Source organism: Hymenobacter sp. CRA2, assembly GCF_002007105.1.
In the GTDB taxonomy this organism is placed as follows: domain Bacteria; phylum Bacteroidota; class Bacteroidia; order Cytophagales; family Hymenobacteraceae; genus Solirubrum.
In genome coordinates this window covers 158,230-180,256 of the sequence record NZ_MVBC01000001.1, presented here as the reverse complement: position 1 = coordinate 180,256, position 22,027 = coordinate 158,230, and the positions used below count along the sequence as shown (strand labels likewise).

At 65.3% G+C, this 22,027-nt stretch carries 4 protein-coding genes; all 4 read right to left on the bottom strand.

Annotated elements, in window-relative coordinates:
* Positions 1 to 109: 109 nt before the first annotated feature.
* Positions 110 to 1,747 carry an MBL fold metallo-hydrolase gene (locus B0919_RS00600; protein ID WP_078010253.1) on the bottom strand — a complete coding sequence of 546 codons (1,638 nt, stop codon included), beginning with the start codon at positions 1,745 to 1,747 and terminating at the stop codon, positions 110 to 112.
* Positions 1,748 to 1,790: 43 nt separating this feature from the next.
* Positions 1,791 to 8,195: a non-ribosomal peptide synthetase gene (locus B0919_RS00595; protein WP_078010252.1), complete on the bottom strand. Its 6,405-nt coding sequence runs from the start codon at positions 8,193 to 8,195 to the stop codon at positions 1,791 to 1,793.
* Positions 8,196 to 8,258: 63 nt separating this feature from the next.
* Complete coding sequence (locus B0919_RS00590) at positions 8,259 to 14,168, bottom strand: type I polyketide synthase (protein ID WP_078010251.1); 5,910 nt, start codon at positions 14,166 to 14,168, stop codon at positions 8,259 to 8,261.
* Complete coding sequence (locus tag B0919_RS00585) at positions 14,155 to 22,026, bottom strand: non-ribosomal peptide synthetase (protein WP_078010250.1); 7,872 nt, start codon at positions 22,024 to 22,026, stop codon at positions 14,155 to 14,157. Before B0919_RS00585 ends, B0919_RS00590 begins: the two co-directional genes overlap by 14 nt.
* Between the last annotated feature and the right edge of the window lies 1 nt (position 22,027).

Below are 22,027 nucleotides of genomic sequence, written 5' to 3'. Positions count from 1 at the left end.
ACAGAGCGGACGTTAATTCTTGGAATGGACACGGCCGTCAGCCGGAGCCGGCGGCCGCTCCACCGGTTTGGAGTCGGTGGAGCGGGTTATGGCATTGGCTGTGAGCTGGCTATAAGCTGACGGCCTCCAGGCGTTCGGCCAGCTTGGTTTCGTAGTCGTAGAGCAGCTCCTTCTCGCCGAACAGGCGCTCGGCCACGATGTCGCGCTTGATGCACTCCGCCACCAGCATGTTGGACTGCACGATGGGCTTGGACTCCTCGGTGTACTTCAGGCTGCTGATAAACTCCAGCCACGGCTCCTGGCCCATGGCGTACACGTAAGCCTCCTTGGGGCGGAAGATGTCCACGAGGTGCATGCCCTTCTCGAAGTCGGAGCCGGCGAGGCGGCGCGACTGGTCATGCTCGCGCGCGAGTTCCTCGGTGAGCAGCGGGCCGTACAGCCACGAGAGCGGGGCGCCTTCGCACTCCATCCCCACGAAGAGCACGTCCACGTCGCCCAGGTCGCGGTGCACGTGCTGGTAGAGCTTGGGCTCCATCACCCGCGAGTCGGCCACGAACAGGAAGCTGAACTTGTTCAGCGCCACGTGGAAGCACATCTTGGCGTGAATGTTCAGGTCACTGTGCTCACCCGTGAAGGGCAGCCCCGTAATCGTGCAGTCCCCGAATTTAATCTCCTCCATCTCGTCGATTTCCCGCACCTGATCGAAGCCAATGCTCTTGAAGGCCAGCTTAAGGCTGGGGTCCTGCAGGGCGCCGCTGGTGGTGGTGGGCACGATGATGTTCTTGATCTTGTGGCGCAGCGGCAGCAGCGTCTCCAGCACGATGTGGTCCTGGTGGTTGTGCGTGATGAGCACGTAGTCGATTTCGTCCGGCAGGTCGATGTCGGAGAAGTGGTCGACGCTGGACTCGTAGCCGTAGTAGCTGATGAGCGGGTCGACCAGGATGGTGACGTCCTTCGTCTCGATCAGAATACAGGCGTGGCCGAAGTAGCGCATGCGGGCTTTGTCGCCGGTGTACTTCTGGTAAGTAGGGTGGGCCTGCTGGGTAAAGAAGGTGTCGAACAAGGGGCGGTCGGCGGCCTCAATGCCCATGATTTCGGCAATCTCGTCGATGGGCCGGGGCGTGCGCTTCATGCGGCTCAGCGCATCGATGCCGGCGTGGTCGAAGGGCATGTCCAGGTGCAGGATGTGCGGGGCATCCAGCTGCGGGGTGCTCAGGCAGAAAGGCCGCTCGTCGTTGTTGGTTTCCCACAGCGCGATGCTCTGCGAAGCCTTCGAGTAGTACTCGCTCTTGTAGAGCAGAGACTCAAACACGCGGAACGAGAGGTTGTTGTTCAAGTCGTATACCAGCTCCACGTAGCCTTTCAGCGGCTCGGGCACCTGCGCGTACAGGCCCTCCAGCGAATAGCCTTTGGGGTGCGCCTTGAGCAGCTTGTCCAACTCGCTGATGGCTTCGCCCAGCTCAATGGCCTTGGCCTGCCGGGCCATGGTTTCGCTGCGCAGCTGCTTCACCTCGTCCACGCGCTTGCCGCCGTAGTCCATGAACGGCCCGCCCAGCATTTTGGGGTTTTTGACCGCCGCCGCGTGAATGTGCGGCGCCTGGATGTAGGAGTTCATGATTTTCAGGTGGCGCCCCAGCAGGTTCATCGCCCCCGTGGCGGGCGAGATGAGGTGCGTCCAGGCATACCAGCGGTCCACCAGCGGCTCGATGATAACGTTAGGCTTGAGGTAGTACAGTTCGTTTTTCATGGTTGGTGAAAGAATTCGGGTAGTGGTGGGGAGAGGTAAAAGCTTACTGGTTGAGCAGATCGGCGGAAGCGGCCGCGCGCTGCCGGAGCTCGTCGAGGCGACGTAGCGGATGATGGATGACCTGCCGAAGCAGAGCTAGGAAGTTGTCCACCGTGACCTGGCTGCTGACCGCCGGGAAGGCGGCGGGGTTGAACTTGAATTGCAGCTGCAGGCAGTTGGCGTATTCCGTCACGGTCAGGCCGAAGGCGCGCTGCATGGGCGCTATCAGCTCGAGGGTGCTCGGCGCGTCCAGTAGCGCCGCCTCGTAGACGGAGGTGCTGACGTGCTGGTAGTTGTGGTAATTCAGGAAGCCCGTGGCCGGCAGCAGCTCGGGGCCTACGCCGGGCAGCTCGTCTACCAGCCGCAGGAAGGGGTAGGAGTCGTAGCTGAGGTCTTCGAGGAAGCTGTCCTGCACGCGCTGCAGGTAATCGGCTACCGGTTCCTCGGGCTGGACGGTGTTGCGCAGCAGCAGCACGTTGGCAAAGAAGCCGATCAGCCCGCTCACGTCCAGGTCGCGGTAGAAGCGGGAGTTCCGGCTCGACACGGTGGCCGACAGCGTGACATCGGTATGCCCTTGCAGCTGGTGCACAAACAGCGCCAGCGTGGCCAGCAGCAGGGCCGGTTGGGTAAGGCCCTGCTCCCGCACGAAGCGTTGCAGCTCGGCGTACAGCTCCCCGCTCACGGCGGTGGTCATCAGCACAGCTGGGGTGCTGCGGCGGGCCGCCAGTTCAGCCGGCGAAAGCAGCGGAATGCTCGCCTCGATGCCGCGCAGCTTGTTCAGCCAGTAGGTGCGGTGTGCCTGCCCTTCGGCCGAGCGCACAAACTCGTGCTGCCAGCGCGCAAAATCCTGGTACTGGTTGGGCAGCGGCGGCAGGGCCGGGGCATCCGGGCCGTGCTGCAGGTACGCCGCGTACAGTTGCTGCAGCTCGGCCTGCAGCACGCCGGCCGAATACCCATCGGTGAGGATGTGGTGCAGCGTGGCTACCACCCGGAAGCCGGCCGCGCCAGCAAGCTGGTAAATGCTCACCCCGAACAGCGGAGCCCTGCTCAGGTCAAAAGTGCGCCGGCTTTCCTGCGTCAGCAGCTCTTGCAGCTGCTCGTCCGAGGCCAGTATCACCGGAGCCGCTACGGCGCTGGGCACCGCCGCTGGCGGCAGCACCTGCTGCCGCACCGTGCCGGCTTCCTCCACGAATACCGTGCGCAGGATTTCGTGCCGGTGCACCAGCTGCGTGACGGCCCACTGGAAAGCGGGCAGATCCAGCTGTTCGTACTCGTAGCTTTCCACCACCACGTCGGTGCCCATGTTCCAGGCGGAGAAGTAGTTCCGCTGGTTGTAGGAAACGGGGATGTGCAGCGCCGGCTCGGCGGGCAGCGGGGCCAAGGAAGTTGTCGGCGCTGGCTCCTGGCTGAGCAGGTACTGCGCCACGCCCTCCACGCTCTTTTCGGCAAACAGCACCTTGATGGGCAGGCTGTAGCCCAGCTCGTCGGTAATCTGCTTGATGATGAGCATGGCCTTGAGCGAGCTGCCGCCCAAAGCGAAGAAGTCGTCGGTGACGCCCACGTCGGTGCGGCCCAGGTACTTCTCCCAGATGGCCGTGAGCTGGTGCTCCAGCTCGGTGCGCGGGGCCACGTGCGTGGCTTCGTCGGCCTGGGCCAGGCCGGCGGGCTCGGGCAGCTTCTTCCGGTCGATTTTGCCGCTGGCCGTTACCGGAATCTGATCCACTGGTACGAAGTAGCCAGGCACCATATAGCCCGGGAGCTGCTCGGTGAGGGCTGCGCGCAGGCTTTCCAGCTGCGGCGCGTCCGGATGGGTAGGCACGTAGTACGCCACAAGGCTGCGGTTGCCGTCCCGGTCTTCCCGCACCAGCGCCGCCGCTTCCTTCACGGTGGGCTGGCGCAGCAGGACTTGCTCTATCTCGCCTAGCTCGATGCGGTAGCCGTTGATTTTTACCTGGTTGTCCTTGCGGCCTACGAACTCTACGTTGCCGTCGGGCAGCCAGCGGCCCAGGTCGCCGGTGAGGTACATGCGCTGGCCTGGCACGAAGGGGTTTGGCACAAACTTCTCCGCCGTCAGCTCCGGGTTGTGCCAGTAGCCCCGGGCCAAGCCCGCGCCGCCGATGGTAATCTGACCAACCACCCCGACCGGCGTGAGGGCCAGCGCGTCGTCAACGATGTAGATGGTCGCGTTGGCAATGGGTGCGCCAATGGGCACGCTCGGCGCTTCGATGGGCTGGCCCATGGCCGCCGGGTAAATGGTGCCGCAGATGCTCACCTCGGTGGGGCCGTAGGCGTTGTAATACTGACCGTGCCGCGCATACTCGCTGACCTTGTGGCGGATGGCGGCTTCCCCGGCCGTAATCAGCTTACGCATAGGGCGCAGGCCCTCGGGGCTCAGCAGCTGCAGGTAGGCCGGCGGCAGCGTCGCAATGTCAATCTGGTGGGTAGCGAGGTAGCGCTCCAGCTGCGCGGGGTTCTTCTTGGTGCCTTCGCCGATGACGTGCAGGGTGCCGCCGGCGGCCAGGATGATGAAGATTTCCGATACGGAGGCGTCAAACGACGAAGACGCAAACTGCAGCCCCCGCTCACCGGGCCGAATGTCGAAGGCGGCGCACTGGGCCTGAATAGTGTTGGCAATGCCCGCGTGCTCAATCATTACGCCCTTGGGCATGCCCGTCGAGCCCGAGGTGTAGATGACGTAGGCCAGGTGCTCGGGGCGGATACCGGCGTTGGGCGCCGTGATGGGCGTGTCGAGCCCGTCCAGCTGCACGTCCACCGCAAACAGCTCGCCCGTGAACTGCGTCAGGTCAAACAGGTAGTCGAGCTGGGTGAGCAGCAGCTTCAGGCCGGTGTCCTGCAGAATGTAATCCTTGCGGGCCGCTGGATACTCCGGGTCGATCGGCACGTAGGCGGCCCCGGCCTTGAGCACCGCCAAGATGCTGATGATCATCTTCTCGGAGCGGTCCAGCATGATGCCAACCAGCTCATCGGGACCCACGCCATAAGCCCCCTGCAGGTGATGGGCCAGGCGGTTGGCTTGCTCGTCCAGCTCGCGGTAGGTCAGCGTAGTGCCCTCAAAAACGACGGCCGGCTGCTCGGGGTACGTGCGTACCTGCTGCTCGAACAGCGCCACAATGGTCTGCTGCGGGTAGGGTACGGCCACGCCGTTGAAGCCCGTCACCAACTGGGCCTGCTCCTGTGCATTGAGGTAGTTGATGTCCCGAATCGGTGCTGCCGGATTGGCTGTGAGCCCCTGGATGAGCTGCTCCAGGTGCGTGAGCAGCCGCTCGGCGGTAGCCTGCTCAAACAGGTCGCGGTTGTATTCCAGCACCACATGAAGGGCGTCGCCATCTTCGGTGACGACGAACAGCAGGTCGGAGCGGCAAATCAACCGCTCGCTGCTCTCGTAGGGCAGGATGCTGACCTGCTCCATGTGCTGCGGCCCGTCGTCGCGGCGGCTGGTGTTCTGCAGCGTCAGGGCCACGTCGTACAAGGCGTTGCGGCTGCGGTCCTGCTTCAGGCGCAGGTCATCCACCAGGGTGTCGAAGGGATAAGCTTGGTGCTCGAAAGCATCGAGGCACACCTGCCGCACCTGGCCGAGCAACTCCTGGAAGCTCTGCTGGCCGCTGAAACGGTTGCGGAGCACCAGCGTGCTGATGTAGAAGCCAATCTGGTTTTCCAGGTCCAGGTGCTCCCGGCCGGCCGTGGGGCTACCCAGGATGATGTCTTCCTGGCCGGTGTAGCGGTAAAGCAGCGCGTTGATGGCCGCTACCAAGCCCATAAACAAGGTGCCGTCCTGCTCCTGGCAGCGGGCGCGCAGCGCACCACCCGTAGCGGTATCCCAGCGCCGGGAAAGGCTCGCGCCATTGAACGTCTGCTGGGTCGGACGCTTTTTGTCCAGCGGCAGCTCGAGCACGGGCAGTTCCCCGCCCAGCTGCGTGAGCCAGAACTGACGGTGGGCTACCAGCAACTCGCCGCTGAGCTGCGCCTGCTGCCAGGCCGCGTAGTCTTTGTACTGAATGCGCAGCGGCGCCGGCGCGTACGGCTGCTGCCGTACCAGGGCATTGTAAGCCGCCAGCAGCTCGCTGACGAGGATACCCATGGACCACCCGTCGCTGATGATGTGGTGCATCACGTAGGCAAACACCCACCGGTCATCCGCCGTCTGAAACAGGCTGACGCGCAACAGGGGGCCGTGGGCCAGGTCGAAAGGCTGCATAGCCGCCGCTTGCACGGCCGCTTGCACCGCCGTCAGCTGCTCGGCCACGCCCCGGAAGTCGATGTAATTCAGTGGGAATTCATTGTCGGCCGGTTGCACGAACTGGCGCACTTCGCCGCGCTCATCTTCGCGGAACACCGTGCGCAGAATTTCGTGGCGGGCCACCAGCCCGGCCAGCGCTGTCTGGAGGGCATCGAGCTGAAGCTGCCCTTCCAGCACAAACGCGCTGGGCATGTGGTAGGCCACGGCGCTTTCCTCAAACTGACTCAGGATCCAGAGGCGGCGCTGGGCCGGCGACAGCGGATAGTGGGCGCTGGCCGGTACGGGCTGAATCTGCTCGTACGTGGTTTGCAGGCTGCCGCCGATCAGCGCGGCCTGGGCCGCCAGGGTAGGGCGGGTAAACACGTCGGCCACCCGCAGCTGCACGCCAAAAGCCTTGCTGATGCGCGACACCAGCTGGATGGCGCGCAGGGAGTGCCCGCCCACGCCAAAGAAGGAATCGAGCCGGCCGAATGCCTCGTGGCCCAGCACATCCTGCCAGCAGGCGGCCAGCGTGGTTTCGACCTCGCCCACGGGCGGCTGAAAGCGGGTTTCGCCTGCCACCTGCTGCGGCTGCGGCAGGGCATGCTTGTCCACCTTGCCATTCAGGTTCAGCGGAAACGCCGGCAGCCACACAAACCAGGACGGAATTACCTGCGCGTTCAGCTCTTGCAGCAGCGCCTCGCGCAGCTGGGCCGGGTCTTGCTGCGTGCCGGTGTAGTAGGCGGCCAGGCTTGTGCCGCGCTCGGAGTGGTGGGGCTTTACCACCGCGCCCGTTACGCCGGCCACGGTGCGCAGGGCCCGCTCCACGTCGGGTAGCTCTACCCGAATGCCGTTTACTTTCACCTGCCCATCGAGGCGGCCCTGCAGTTCCAGGTTGCCGTCGGGCAGCCAGCAGCCCAGGTCGCCGGTTTTGTAGACGATGTCCTTATCCTGCGTCTGCAGCGGGTTTTGCACGAAGCACTGCTGGGTCAGGGCCTCGTTGCGGAAGTAGCCTTTGGTGGCAAACGGCGTTTTGATGTACAGCTCACCGACTTCGCCGGGCTTGCACATCCGCCCGTCCTTCACCACTGCCACGCTGGTATTGCTGATGGGCACGCCGATGGGAATGGGCTGGGCGGGGTTGGGGCCCACTTCCCCGATGCGGTAAAAGGTTTTGATCAGCGTGGTTTCGGTGGCGCCGTAGAGGTTAACAAGCTGGGTGCCAAAGCCCGCTACACTGCGCCAGTTCACCACGTCGCGGGCAAACAGAGCCTCGCCCGACATGAGCACGTGAGCGAGTTGGCTGAGGTCGAAGTAGGCATCCGGGTTCTTCTGCCACTCCGCCGTGAGCACCCGAAACAACGAGGGCACGCAGTGTACCAGGGTGATGCCGGTGCGCGCCAGCCAGTCCAGCAGTTGCAGCGGGTTTTCCTTGACGGCAGCGGGCGGGATGCAGAGCGTGCCGCCCGAGAGCAGCGCCACGAACATGTCGCGCAGTGAGGCATCGAACGTCACTTGGATGAGCTGGCTGACCCGCGTGTCGGGTCCGAGCCCGAACTCGCGCACCTCCCAGTGAATGAAGTGGCTCAGGCTGGCGTGCGCCCCCACAATGGCCTTGGCCGCGCCCGTGGAGCCGGAGGTATAGAAGATGTAGTTGCTGTCGGTACCGGTGACTACCTGGGTCAGGTTGTCCTGCCACGCGGGCGTTTCGGCGTAGGCCACGGCCTGCAAGCCCGCGGCCGTCTGGCTGAGCAGGCGCGGCGCCTGGGCTGTCTCAAGCACGATGAGGTGCTGGATAACGACGCCCAGCCGCTCGGTGAGCTGCCGCAGCTCGGCCTCCCACTCGGCGGCCACCACCACGATGCCCTCGTAAGTGTCGGTGAAGACCTGCGTGAGGAGCCGTTCGGAGAAGGCTAAGTCGACGGGCAGGTAAACGCCGCCGCTCTTGAACACGGCCAGCATGGCACCCACCAGCTCGATGGAGGCCGGGGCCACCACGGGCACGATGGTTTCGCGGCCGCAGCCGGTGGTCTGCAGCAAGTGGGCCAGCCGGTTGGCCTGCCCGTTGAGCTCCTGGTAGGTAATGCGGCGGCTGCCCGATTCTATGGCAACAGCGTCGGCGAAGGTGCCGACCTGCGCCTCGAATACACGGTGGATTACTTTCTTGTCCATGGTACTGGTTAACTCTTGAAGACGACGGGCCACCGGCGGCGGAGCCGGGGCCGTCGGCCGGCATTAGAATTCGTCACTCAGGGCGGCGTTGAACTCGCCTTGCAGCACCGCCAGCTGCTGCTGCTCGGCCGGGCTGAGGTATTGCAGCTGCCGCAGCGGAGCGTGGGGCTGGGCCACAATGGCTTGCAGCAGGCGCTCCAGGTACTCGACGAGCTGCTCGGCCGTGCTGCGCGGCAGCAGGTCGCGGTTGAAGACGAGCTTGAGGTGTATCTCGTCGCCGGCCTCCACGAAGTCGAAAGTGAGGTCGAACTTGCTGGTGAGCGTCTGGCGGCCCTGGTAGTGGCGAATGCGCAGGCGTCCGTCCTCCGGGGGCGGCAAGGGGTTGCTGCCCTGCGTGTTCTGCAGGATGATCATCACATCAAACAGCGGGTTGCGGCTGATGTCGCGCGGCAGTTGCAGCTCGTCCAGCAGCTGGTCGAAGGGAAAGAGCTGGTGCTCGAAGGCCCCGAGCGTGACGTTGCGCGCCTGATCAAGCACCGAGCGGAAGCTGTCCTGGGGCGTGAGGCGGGTGCGCAGCGCCAGGGTGTTCAGGTAGAAACCCACCTGGTCTTCCAGGTCCAGGTGTTCCCGGCCCATAATCGGCGTGCCCAGAATCAGGTCATCCTGCTCGGCGTGCTTGTGCAGCAGCACGTTCACGGCGGCCAGCAGGCCCATAAACAGGGTACTGCCGTAGCCCTGCACCAGGCTCTGGAAGTCGCGGCTCAGCTCGGCCCCGAATACCTTAGCCACGGCGTCGCCGCGGTAGGTTTTCATGGCCGGGCGCGGCCGGCTGCCGGGAATATCGAGCACCGGCAGCGGTGCGGTCAGCTGCTGCTGCCAGTAGGCGTGGTACTTTTCCAGGTTGGCCCCGCTGAGCTGGGTTTGCTGCCAGGCGGCGTAGTCCTTGTACTGAATGCGCAGCGGCACCAGCGGCGAGGGCTGCCCGGCGCAGTAGGCGTGGTAGAGCAGCATCAGCTCCTTCATCACGATGCCCATCGACCACCCGTCGCCGGCAATGTGGTGCATCACGTAGGCAAACACCCACTGGTCGTCGGCCACCTGGTAGAGGCTGGCGCGCAGCAGCGGGCCCTGGGCCAGATCGAAGGGCTGCACAAACAGGGCCTGAACCTGCTGCTGCAACCAGTCGGCCTGGTTGGCTACCGTCCGCGCATCGTGGTGGGCGATGCGGAAGCCCACGGCGGCCGGCTCCAGAATGTACTGGCGGACTTCGCCTTCGGCTTCTTCCCGGAACACCGTGCGCAGGCTTTCGTGGCGCTCAATCAGCGTGTGAAAAGCCTGCGCCAGGGCTGTCTGGTCCAGTTCGCCCTCGAACTCGTACATGCCCGGCATGTTGTAGGCCACGTTGCTTTCGGGCATCTGGCTCAGCAGCCACATCCGGAACTGCGAGGTCGACAGGGCGTAGGAGCTTTGCGGGCTCACCGGCTCGATGCTCACTTCCGCCTTGTGCTCCTCGGCGGGCGCAGCCGCCAGCTCGTCTAGCTTTTCGGCGATAAAGCGGATGGTGGCGTTGAGCAGGAAGTCGCGCAGAGGCAGCTGCACGTTGAAGCCCTGCTTGATGCGCTTGAGCAGCATCATACCCTTGAGCGAGTCGCCGCCCAAATCGAAGAACAGGTCTTCGACCCCGATGCCGGCAATGCCGAAGAAGTCCTCGAAAATGCCCTGGAGCTTGTGCTCGGTGGCCGTGGCGGGCGCTACGTAGCTATTGAGCAGATGCGGCCGTTCCAGCTTGTGGGCGCCAGTCGTCGTGGTGGGCTCGGGCTGAGCTGCCAGGGCCTCGTCGGGCTTGCGGAGGGAGAGGCGTTTCAGGGCCCAGATATCCTGCGTCGATTGCAGCACCAGCGGCTGGGCTGGGCCGCCCACGTGCCACTCGAACAGCTCCACGACTTCCTGCGGCCGCAGGGCGGAGCGCGTAGCGTCGTTGGCTGCCGGGGAGTCGGCGTCGAAGGCAATACCGCCCACCACCATGCATTTCCAGCCCGGCAGCTCGGCTGCCCGCGCCGTCATGAAGTGGTTCATGTAGGCGTTGGCCGCCACGTAAGAGGCAAAGCTCAAGCCCCCGAGAACGGTCGACATGCTGGACGTGAGCCAAACGAAATCAGGGTTGCGGTACTTGAAAACGGCATAGAGGCTTTCCAGGCCCATCACCTTCGGGCTGAGCATGGTCAAGGCCCTGGCCGGGGTGAGGTCGTCGATGAGCTCGAAGTACCGCTCGTCGGTGACGCCCGCGGCGTGAATAACCCCATCGATGGGCTGGCCTGCGGCTTCTTCGGCGGCCACCAGACGCTCCAGCGCCGCGGCATCGGCCACGTCGAAGCTGTGGTAGCTGACCCGGGTGCTAAGGCTGCGCAGGTGCTGCCACTTCTGCTGGGCTGCGGCTGGCAGCTGCGCCAGGTCGCGGCGGCCCAGCAGGATGATGGTGGCATCGTAGCGCGTGAGTAGGTGCTGGGCCAGGGTATAGCCCACGTTGCCCAGCCCGCCCGTCAGCAGGTATTTGCCACCCTGTCGGCCGCCGGGCAGCAGGGGCTGCTCGTCGGCGACGTGGTGCTCGAAATCCTCCACCCAGCGTTTGCCGTGGCGCAGCGCCACCACGCGGTCTTTGCCGCTGCTGTGCTGCCCGATTTCCTGTACCAGGGCCGTCAGGCTGCCCGGGTTCTGCGGGTCCAGGTCGATGTTGGAGCAGGGAATGCCGTATTCCTGCGGAATAACGCGAACCAGGCCCAGCGCCAACGACTGTACGTAGGCCAGTTGCTCCGAGCCCAGCACCTGATGCAAGCCGCTGGTGAGGACGGCCACGCTTTTGAGCGTGAACTCCGGGGCCAGGGCCTGCATGGCGTGAGCCAGCCCCAGGTACGCCAGCCCGAACGCCGGGGCCTCGGCCGACAGCGACGTAAGGGGCTCGGTGGCGGCCAGGGGCCAGGCGTAGAGTACGGTGGTGGCGCCGAGGCCCTCAGCCTGCAAGGCCCGCACCAACTGCGTGAAATCGGTGGGCTGCGTCGGGTTCAGCGCGTAGCGTCCGTCCTCCAATGACTGGTAGGCTTCGCCGGCTACTACCTCCACTACCGTGTGGCCGGCCTCACGCAGGGCAATGGCGAGGGATTGGGCAAACTCACCGCCCGGAGAGAAGTAAACAAAGCTTTCCCGCGGGCCGAGTACGGCGGTGCCCAGGCGCTCCGCGCGCTTCCAGGTCGGGTAATACAGCCAGTCGCGCAGGCTCTGCTGAGCGCCCGGCTGCGGAAGGCCCGGAGCAGCCATTAAGCCCGAGGCAAAGGGCTCAACCTCTGCGGGGAACCGAAGGGGCTCGAAGGCGTAGGTCGGCAGTGATACCCGCCGCCGGGCTTCGTGGCGGTGCAGCGCCGACCAGTCAAGGTCCAGACCCCGCACCCAGAGCTGGCCCAGCCGGCTTAGCAGGTAGGGAGCGTCGTGCTCGGCTTCTTTCGGGTGCTTCACCAGGTTCACGGCTGCCAAGGGGCCGTCTTTGCGCTGGCGCAGCAGGCTGGTCAGGGCGTTGCTGGCGCCCAGCTCCACAAATACCGCCGAGCTGTGGGCCGCCGCCAGGGTGGCCACGCCGTCGGAGAAGCGCACCGTTTCGCGCATGTGCCGCACCCAGTAGTCGGCCGACTGGCATTCGTCGGCCGTTACCAGCTGACCCGTCAGGCACGAGACGAAGGGGATGGTTGGGGCATGGCGCGTCACGCTTTGCACATCGGCGCGGTAAGCCGCCAGAATGGGGTCGAGCATGAACGAGTGCCCGGCGTGGGTGGCGTGCAGCAGGGTGCTGGGAATGTCGTCGGCCTCCAGGCGGGCCATCAGCACATGAATGGCTGGAATGGTGCCCGACAGCACAACTTGCTCCGGGCCGTTGACGGCGGCCAGCGACACCTGCGAATTCAGGTACTGCTGGGCCTCGGCTTCCGGTAGCGGCACGCTGAGCATGGCGCCCTCGGGCAGGCTGTGCATCAGCTGCCCGCGGCGCACTACCAGCTTAAGGGCGTCTTCAAACGAAAACACGCCGCTCAGGCAGGCCGCCGCATACTCGCCCACGCTGTGGCCCATCATGTAATCCGGCGTCACGCCGTACGACATGAGCAGCTTGGCCAGCGCGTACCCGAACAAGAAAATGGCCGGCTGCGCGTGTAGCATGTGGTTGATGCGGTACTCGCCCGGTTCGGCCGGGTAGAACAAGGTGCGGTAATCTTCGCCGGTCAGCTGCCGCAATTGCTCAAAGCCCTGGTCCATGGCCTGACGGAAAACTTCTTCCGTTTCGTACAGGCCCTGGCCCATGGTCACGTACTGCGAGCCGGCCCCCGAAAACATGAACACCACCTTGCTGCGCTGCTCGTTGGCCTTCGGAAACTGGGCTTCTGCCTTAGCGGCCTGCAGCTGCTCGAGCAGCCCGGCGCGGTCCTGGAACACCAGCGTCTTGCGGTAGGGGAAGTGCTTGCGACCGGCCTGCAGGGTGTAGGCCATATCGGCCAGGTTCAGGGGCTCATCGGAGTGCAGAAACTGCTCCAGCGCACCCAGGTAGCGGCCCACGGCACCCGGCGTTTTGGCCGATACGGTCAGCAGCTGGTGAGGCCGCCCCGGGCCGGTAGCCGGCTGCTCGGGCGCTTCTTCCAGCACCAGGTGGGCATTGGTACCGCCGATGCCCAGCGAGCTAAGCCCGGCCCGTAGGGGGAAATTGTCGCGCGGCTCCCAAGGGCGCAGCTCAGTATTGACGTGGAAAGGTCCGCTGGCAAAGTCAATTTCCGGGTTCGGGCTCTTGAAGTGCAGGCTTGCCGGCAGCAGGCGGTGCTTCAGGCTCAGGGCTACTTTGAGCAGGCCCGCAATGCCCGCGGCCGCGTCGAGGTGACCCATGTTGGACTTCACCGAGCCGATGGCACAGTATTTTCCCTGGCCGCCGACCCCAAACGCTTCGTTGAGGGCGCGGATTTCCACCGGGTCGCCGAGGCGGGTGGCCGTGCCGTGGGCCTCCACGTAGCTGATGCTCTGGGGCGGCACACCCGCCAGGCGCTGCGCCGTTCGGATGCAGTCGGCCTGGCCTTTCACGCTGGGCGCGGTGTAGCCCACCTTCTGGCTGCCGTCGTTGTTGAGCACGGCCGCCCGGATGACGGCGTAGATATGGTCCCCGTCCTTGATGGCCTCACTCAGGCGCTTGAGCAGCACCACGCCGGCGCCTTCGCCGGAAGCCGTGCCGGAGGCCGAGGCGTCAAACGTGCGGCAGTGGCCGTCGGCCGAGGACACCATGCCTTCCTCGTAGAAGTAGCCCTTGCTCTTCAGCGTTTTCAGCGACACGCCCCCGGCCAGCGCCAGGCTGCAGTCGCGCATGAGCAGGCTGCGGCAGGCCAGCTGCACGGCCGTCAGCGAGGTAGAGCAGGCCGTATCGGTGAATACCGAGGGGCCGCGCAGGTTCAGCTTGTACGACACCAGGGTGGTGATGAACCGGTGCGCCGAAATCATGTTCAGGTAGAACGGATCGACGCCCGAGGTAGCCGCGTGCTCATAAGCGTGCAGCTTCCAGTTGTCGTTCACCGAGGCGCCGGCGTACAGGCCGATGCGCTGCTTGTCCAGCTGGCCGGTGTAGCCGCCGTCTTCCAGGGCGGTCCAGCACTGCTCGTGGAACAGCCGGATCTGCGGGTCCATAAACGTGGCTTCGGGCACGCTGTAGCCGAAGAAGCTGGCGTCGAAGCAGTCCTTGTCGTCGACCACGCCCACGGTCTTCACGTAGCGTCTGTCCTGCAGGCTGCTTTCGGGCACGCCTGCCTGCCGCAGCTCCTCGTCGCTAAAGGTGTGCAGCAACTCGTGGCCCTGCTTGAGGTGCTGCCAGAACTGCCGGTGGTCGGCGCTGTGCGGGAAGCGCCCGGACATGCCGATAATGGCTATTTCCAAGCCGTCGTACTTCCTAGCTGAAGTCATCTGCGCTAAAGTTGAATTTGTCGAGGTCGGCCAGCAGTTCGTCCCGTTCGAAGACGTCCTCCTCCACGGGGGCCGGCTCGCTGGTGAGGTAATCGACCAGCTCCTGAATGCTGGCGTACTGGAAGAGCACGGTCACGCTCAGGTCCTGGCCCAGCACCCGGCTGATGGCCTGTGCCAACCGAATGATTTTGATAGAGTTGCCGCCTATTTCGAAGAAGTTGTCCTGGATGCCGACTTGCTTGCGGCCCAGAATCTGCTGCCAGATTTCTACCAGCTGCGTTTCCAGCTCGGTGCGCGGCGGAGCGTAGGCGCGGCCGGCTGCGCCCTCGCCCGTAGCCGGGTCGGGCAGCTGGCGGCGGTCCACCTTGCCGTGCTGGGTGAGCGGCAGCTCCGGCAGCTGCACGTAATGCGCCGGCAGCATGTAGCCGGGCAGCGTGCGCGCCAGGAAGCCGCGCAGTTCGGAGGCCGGCAGCTCGGCGCTGCCCGCCACGTAGGCCACCAGGTACCGCTCGCCTTCGGCATCGGTGCGGGCCGTTACCACGGCGGCCGTCACGGCGGGGTGCAGCAGCAGGGCGGCTTCTATTTCGCCCAGTTCCACGCGGTGGCCCCGAATCTTCACCTGGTCGTCCTTGCGGCCGACGAACACCAGATTGCCGTCGGGCAGCCAGCGGCCCAGGTCGCCGGTGCGGTACATCCGCTCGCCGGCCCGGAAGGGGTTGGGCACGAACTTCTCGGCCGTCAGCTCGGGCCGGCGCAGGTAGCCCCGCGCCAGGCCCGCGCCGCCGATGCAGATTTCCCCGACCGCACCCAGCGGCAGCAGGTTCAGGTGCTCATCGGTGACATAGAGCTGCACGTTGGGCAGCGGCACCCCGATGGGCACTTCGCGCATCGCCTCGGGCACTGGCGCGTCGAGGCGGTACACCGAGCCGCAAATGCTGACTTCGGTGGGGCCGTAAGCGTTGAAGTAAGCGCCCGTGCGGGTGAAAGCGGCCGCGGTTTCGGCTACGGCCGGCTCGCCCGCCGTTACCAGCTTGCGCAGCGTCGGCAGCTGCTCGATATCCAGCAGCTTGAGGTATGCCGGCGGAATGGTGGCCAGGTCAAGCGCGTTGGCCGTGAGGTACTCCTGGAAGAGCGAGGGGTTGCGTTTCAGGGTTTCGCTGACCACGTAGAGTGTGCTGCCGGAAAGCAGCGCCACGAAGATTTCCGACACTGAGGCGTCGAAAGCCGGGGACGCAAACTGCAGGTGCCGCTCGCCGGGCACCACGGCGAAAGCCTCCTGTTGGGCCCAGATCGTGTTGATGATAGCCGCGTGCGGAATGAGCACGCCCTTGGGCTGACCCGTGGAGCCGGAAGTGTAGATGACGTAAGCCAGGTCGTCGGGCCTGGCCGTCGCTGCGGGGTTGGTGACGGGGTATTGCGCCGCTACCTCGCGGAAGGTTGCCAGGGCCGCCGCGTCGAGCACGGTGGTGCACTGGCTGTCCCGCATGATGTACTCGATGCGCTGCTGCGGGTATTCCGGATCGACCGGTACGTACGCGGCGCCGGTTTTGAGCACGGCCAGGATGCTGACAATGAGCCATTCGCTGCGCTCCAGCTGCAGGCCCACCAGTTCGTCGGGGCGCAGCTGGTGCCGGGCTTGCAGGTAATGGGCCAGGCGGTTGGCCTGCTCGTTCAGCTCGCGGTACGTCAGGTTACTCTCGGCGCAGACCAGGGCCGGGCGCTCGGGCGTGGCCGCGGCCTGCTGCTCAAACAAGGCCGTCAGCGTTTGCTCAATGGGGTAAGCCGCCGTCCGGCCGTTGAAGCCGGCCAGCTGCTGGTGCCGCTCAGCAACCGAGAGGTAAGCCAAGTCCTGCACCCGCGTCTCGGGGTCGTTCACCATGGCTTCGATCAGGTGACCGAGGTGGTCCTGCATGCGGCGCATCTGCGCGGCCGAGAACTTGGCGGCGTTGTAGCGGAACTGGAAGGTCAGCTGCTCGCCCGGTGCTACCAAGACCGAGAAGTCGTAGTTGCCCTGCTCGAATACATCGACCGACACCAGGCTCAGCCCGTTGGCTTCGCCCGGCGCGAGGCTGTTTTCCACCAGCTGCTGCACGGGGTAATTCTCGAACACGAGTACGTGGTCGAACAGATGCTGGCCCAGGCCCGAAGCACTCTGGATGTCAGCCAGCTGGGCGTAATGATGCTCCACGCCGGCAATAGCGGCCTGCTGACCTTGCTGCAATAACTCAGCTACCGTCACCGCGCCGGGGGCGTGCACGCGCACCGGTACCGTGTTGATGAACAGGCCAATCATGTCCTCGACCCCGGCCAGCTCGGCCGGCCGGCCCGAAACGACGGCGCCGAACACCACGTCTTCGGCGTTGGTGTACTTGCTGAGCAGCAGCCCCCACGCCGTTTGCACGAAGGTGTTTTCGGTCAGGCCTGCGCTGGCGCAGTACGTCCGCAGGCGCTGGCGCAGCGGCTCGGCCAGGGCAAATTCGTGCTGGCGGTGGGCCGGGCCGGTGAGCTGCTCGTCGGGCTGCTGGGGCAGCGCCCGAACCGTATCGTAACCAGCCAGATAACGGGACCAGTACTGCGTGGCCGTGGCTTGGTCGCGCTGCATCAGCCACGCGATGTAAGTGGCGTAAGACGGCGCCGGCGGCAAGGCGGGCGCTTGGCCGGTGAGCAGGCCGTAGTACAGCTGGAAGAACTCCTTAATCAGGATGCTGCCGCACCAGCCGTCCATCAGGATGTGGTGGTGGCTCCAGATAAACTCGTATTCCTGCGCCGCGACTTCCAGCACTGTCAGGCGAATCGGGGCCTCGGCGCGCAAGTCAAAGCCCTCGGCCCGGTCGGCTTGCTTGCTGGCCACCACCGCCATTTCCGGCTGCGGCTCGCCAGCCAGCGAGCAGAAACGAAAGGTGGGCGCAGCATCTTTCAGCACCACTTGCAGGGGCTGGTCGCCGAATTCCTGCGTGAACACGGTGCGCAGGGCGGCGTGGCGGCTCACCAGCTGCTGGTAGCTCTGCTGCAGCAGGGCTACGTCCAGGCTGCCCTTCACGCGGTAATTGGTCTGCTCGAAGTAAACCGGGCCGTCGGGCTGGCTCAGCCAGTGAAAGAAGAAACCTTCCTGCAAGGGGCTGAGCGGGTACACATCCTCCAGACGATGGTGGGGCTGCCAGCTCAGCAGCTGTTCCACCGGAAGGTGCTTCCAAGTGAAGTCCACGGGCGTAGCCTGCGGCTCGGCAGTCGCGGCCAGCACGTCGATCAGGGCCAGCAAGTGCTGCTGGTAAGCCTGCGTAAGCCGCTGAATGGTAGCCGCCTCGTACTGCTCGGTGCTGTAGGCGACGGACAGGCGCAGCTGCCCCGCTACTACCATGGCGCCCACATCCAGTACCGATTCGCGCCGACGGTCATCGGCCGTTTCGCGGCCGCGTTCTTCACCGGAGAAGGTGAACAGCGGGGTGCCCTCGGCCGAGGCTACGCCCGCCCCAAAGTCGCCGAGGTAGTTGAAGGTGATTTCTGGGCTGATAGCCAGCTCTTTGCCAGCCAGGTAACGCAGCACGCCAAAGCCGATGCCTTTGTTGGGGATGCGGTGCAGGTGCTCCTTGACGGCAATCAGCTGCCGCACCCGGTCGTGGCGGTGCTGCAGGTCCAGCACGGCGGGATACACCGTTGTGAACCAGCCTACCGTGCGGGTCACGTCCGCATCGGAGCCCAGCGGCTCGCGGCCGTGACCTTCCAGGTTTACGCCGACGCGGCTCAGGCCGAACGTTTCCTGCATGGCCAGGCCGAGCGCCGTCAGCAGCACGTCGTTTATCTCGGTCCGGTAGGCCGCGTGGCACTTGGTCAGCAGGCGGGTCGTCGTGGCTTCTTCGAGCACGAAGGCCTCGGCCGCTGCATCCTGCACGGTGTTGCGCCCGGCCGGCTTGTCGAGGGGCAAGGCTGCTAGCGGCGTGGCGGCCAGCTCGGTCCAGTAAGCCTCTTCCTGTTGCAACTGCGTGCTCTGAGCGTAGGCCACCTGCTGCTGTTGCCAGTACAGGAAGGAATCCGTCTTTTGCGGCAGTTGCAGCGGTGCCTGCGCCTGATGCTGTTGGTAGAGCGTGGCCATATCTTCCAGCAGGATGCGCCAGGAGACGCCATCAACCACCAAGTGGTGCGCCACCAGCAGCAGCTCATCGCCCTGCGGGGTGTGGAAGAGCCCGGCCCGCAGCAGGGGGCCGTCTTCCAGGCTGAGGGCAGCTTGCAGACGCTCGCAGTGCGCCACCAGCTCGGCCTCGTCGGCCACGGTCAGCACTTCCAGTGCGGCGTGCTCGCCGGGAGCTAGGTTTTCCTGCGCCCAGCCCTGCGGCGTTGGCCGGAAGCGCATGCGCAGCGCATCGTGGTGAACCAGCAGCGCATCAAGGGCTGCCTGCACACTCGCCGTGGCCAGCGGTTCCCGGCTCTGCAGCCGCACCGATTGGTTGTAGTGGTGCGGGGCTGGGGCGGCGCGTTCGAAGAATGCTGCCTGTACGGGGCTCAGCGGAATCAGGCCTGTTACCGGGCCTTGCTCGCTGACGCGTTGCACCGGCTGCAGGTAGGTGGCCAGTTCTTCCACCACCGGATGCAGCAGGATGTCGCGGATGGAGAGGGCGAGGCCCCGCTGCCGGAGACGTGCGACGATTTGGATGGACTTGATAGAGTCGCCGCCCAGGGCAAAGAAGTCGTCCTGGCGGCCAATGGATCCGTGTTTGAGCACGTCTTCCAGTACCTGCACGAGCTGTTGCTCATTCTCCGTACGCGGCGCCAGGAACGGAGTACCCGCGCCGAGGGAGTGGTGGTCGGGTTCTGGCAGGGCGTTGCGGTCGAGTTTTCCGTGGGGGGTGCGGGGCAGGGCCGGGAGCTGGACGAAGTGGTGGGGCAGCAGGTGGTGGGGGAGCAGGCGGGCCAGGAAGGCGCGCAGCTCGGGGGCGCTGAGCGGGTCGGGGGCCACCAGGTAGGCGGCCAGCAGCTTGTCGGCGCCGTGGGGGCGGGCCAGCACGGCGGCGGCCGTGACCCGGGGGTGGCGCAGCAGGGCGGCCTCGATTTCGCCCAGCTCGACGCGGAAGCCGCGCACCTTGACCTGCTGGTCCAGGCGGCCGAGGAACTCGAGCGTGCCGCCGGGCAGCCAGCGGGCCCGGTCGCCGGTGCGGTAGAGGCGGGCCGGGGCGGGGCGGAAGGGGTGGGGGACGAACTTGTCGGCCGTGAGTTCGGGCCGCTGCCAGTAGCCGCGGGCCAGGCCCGCCCCGCCCACGTACAGCTCGCCGGGCACCCCGAGCGGCTGCAGCTGGCCCAGCGGGCCGAGCACGTAGGCCTCGGCGTTGGGCACGGGGGCGCCGATGCTGACGCGGGCCGGGGCGGCGGGCACGGGCCAGTTGGTGGAGTCGATCGTGTTTTCCGTCGGCCCGTAGGAGTTGTAGAGGCGCGCGGCGAAGCGCTGCTGGAAGGCCCGCACCACCGCCAGCGTCAGCTGGTCACCCCCCGACACCACGTGCCGAAGCGTCGAGAGTTGAGCTTGCGTCGTATGATCAGCCGTCAGGGCTAGTTCACCCAGCAGCAGAGGCGGCGCATTCATTTTCGTGATGCGGTGCTCTCCAATAAGGTTTACCAGGTTGTTTACCAGATCCTGCTTGATGTCGGAGGGGGCAATGACGCAGGTGGCGCCAGACAGCAGCGGCAGCAGGTACTCCTCGACGGACGCATCGAAGCTGTACGAATGGTAGAACAGGGCACGGTCGTCGGGGCCCAGCTGGTAGAGGTGCTGGAAGTAATGCATGCGGGCCAGCAGGCTGCCGCGCTCGATCATCACGCCCTTGGGTTGGCCCGTGGTGCCGGAGGTGTAGATGATGTAAGCCAGGTTCTCGGGCCCAGCCGTAGCCGTGGGGTTGTGGATCGGATACTCGGCAGCCACGGTCCGGTAGGCGCGCAGCGCGGCCACGTTCACCACGGCCTTGCACTGGCTGTCCTGCACCAGGAAGTCAATGCGCTCCTGCGGGTACTCCGGGTCGATGGGCACGTAGGCGGCACCCGCTTTCAGAATGGCGAGGATGCTGATGAGCAGCCACTCGTTACGCTCCAGCTGCAGGCCCACCAGGTCGTCGGGCTGTAGTTGATACTGAGCTTGCAGGTAGTGCGCCAGGCGGTTGGCGTGCGCGTTGAGCTGCCGGTAAGTGAGCGTGCGCTGCTGGCAGATCAGCGCCACGTGGTCGGGGTTATCGAGGGCTTGCTGCTCGAACAGGTCCACGACGGAGTGGTGGCGGGGATAGGGCTGGTCGGTGTCGTTGAAGGCGTGCAGCAACTGCTCGCGCTCGGGGGCGGAGAGGAAGTCGAGCGCGTGCACGGGCGTGGCGGGGGCGTGCACCAGGGCCTGCAGCAGCTGGGCGAAGTGCGCCGCCAGCCGCGCGGCCGTCGCCCGCTCGAACAGGTCCCGGTTGTACTCCACCTGCATCTGCAGGGTGCCTTCCTTTTCCGTGAAATGAAAGATGAGGTCGAGCTTGCTGACTACCTGCTCTTCGGGCAGGGGGCTGATGGTGATGCCTTCCAGCTGCTGCGTGGAGGCACTTTTGCCTTCGGCGTTCTGGAGCACCACCATTACATCGAACAGCGGGTTGCGGCTGGTATCGCGCGGCAACTGCAAGTCCTCTACCAAGCGCTCAAACGGGTAGACTTGATGCTTGGTGGCATCCAGTACCGTTTGCTTGGTCTTGAGCAGCAAGTCGGTGAAGCTGTCCGTGTCGGTCAGGCGGGTCCGCAGCGCCAGCGTATTGACGTAGAAGCCGATCTGGTTGTGCAGGTCCACATGCTCCCGCCCAGCCACCGGGCTGCCAATAATCAGGTCTTCCTGCTGCGTGTAGCGGTAGAGCAGGGCATTGGCCGCGGCCAGCAAGCCCATGAATAAGGTGCCGCCATGCGCCTGGGTTAGCGTCCGCAGAGCCTCGCACAACGAAGCCTCAATCAGGTGATGAACTACGTCGCCGTTGTAGGTTCTGGTGGTCGGCCGGGGCATATCCGTCGGCAGCGCCAGCACCGGCAATTCGCCCGCCAGCTGCTGCTGCCAGTAGATCTGGTGCTCGTGCAGGAATGCTCCGCTTAGCTGCCGCGCCTGCCAGGCCGTGTAGTCCTTGTATTGAATGCGCAGCGGCGCCAGCGGTGAGGGTTCCTGTCGGACTTTGGCGTTGTAGAGCAGCAGCAGCTCCTGCATGAGCACCTGCATCGACCACGCGTCGCTGATGATGTGGTGCAGCGTGCACGCAAACACCCAGCGCGTGGGGCGCACCTGCAGCAGCTGTGCCCGCAGCAGTGGGCCCTGCCGCAGATCGAAGGCTGTATTCGTGGCGCGGTTTACCAAGGCGCGCGCCGCCTGTTCGGGCTGGGCTTCTAGTTGCAGGTCCTGGCACTCGAGCCGAAAGCGGCTGGCCGCCGGCTCCAGCACGTACTGCCGCGCTTCTCCATGCTCGTCTTCCTGGAACACGGTGCGTAGAATCTCGTGCCGGGCAATCATTTCCTGCAGCGTGGCCTCAAACAACGGCACGTCCAAGGCGCCGTCGAACTGGTAGGCGACGGGCACGTTGTAGGCAATGCTGGCGGCTTCGAACTGGCTTAGCGCCCACAGCCGCATCTGGGAGGAGGAGAGGGCATAGTTCGCCTGCTGCGCAACGGGCGCAATGGAGTCGAAAGAAGAGGTGCTATTGTCCCGCAGCAGGGCTAGGATGGCCGCCTTGTGAAAGGCCAGGTCTTCTTTGTCCTGGGCGGAAAGGCTCGCCAGGTTGCCCTTCAGCTTTAGGTGCGAGCCGGATTGATCGATGGAAAGATGAATGCCTTTTTCTCGGAAGCCTCCCAGAAACTCTAGTACTTTTTTCATC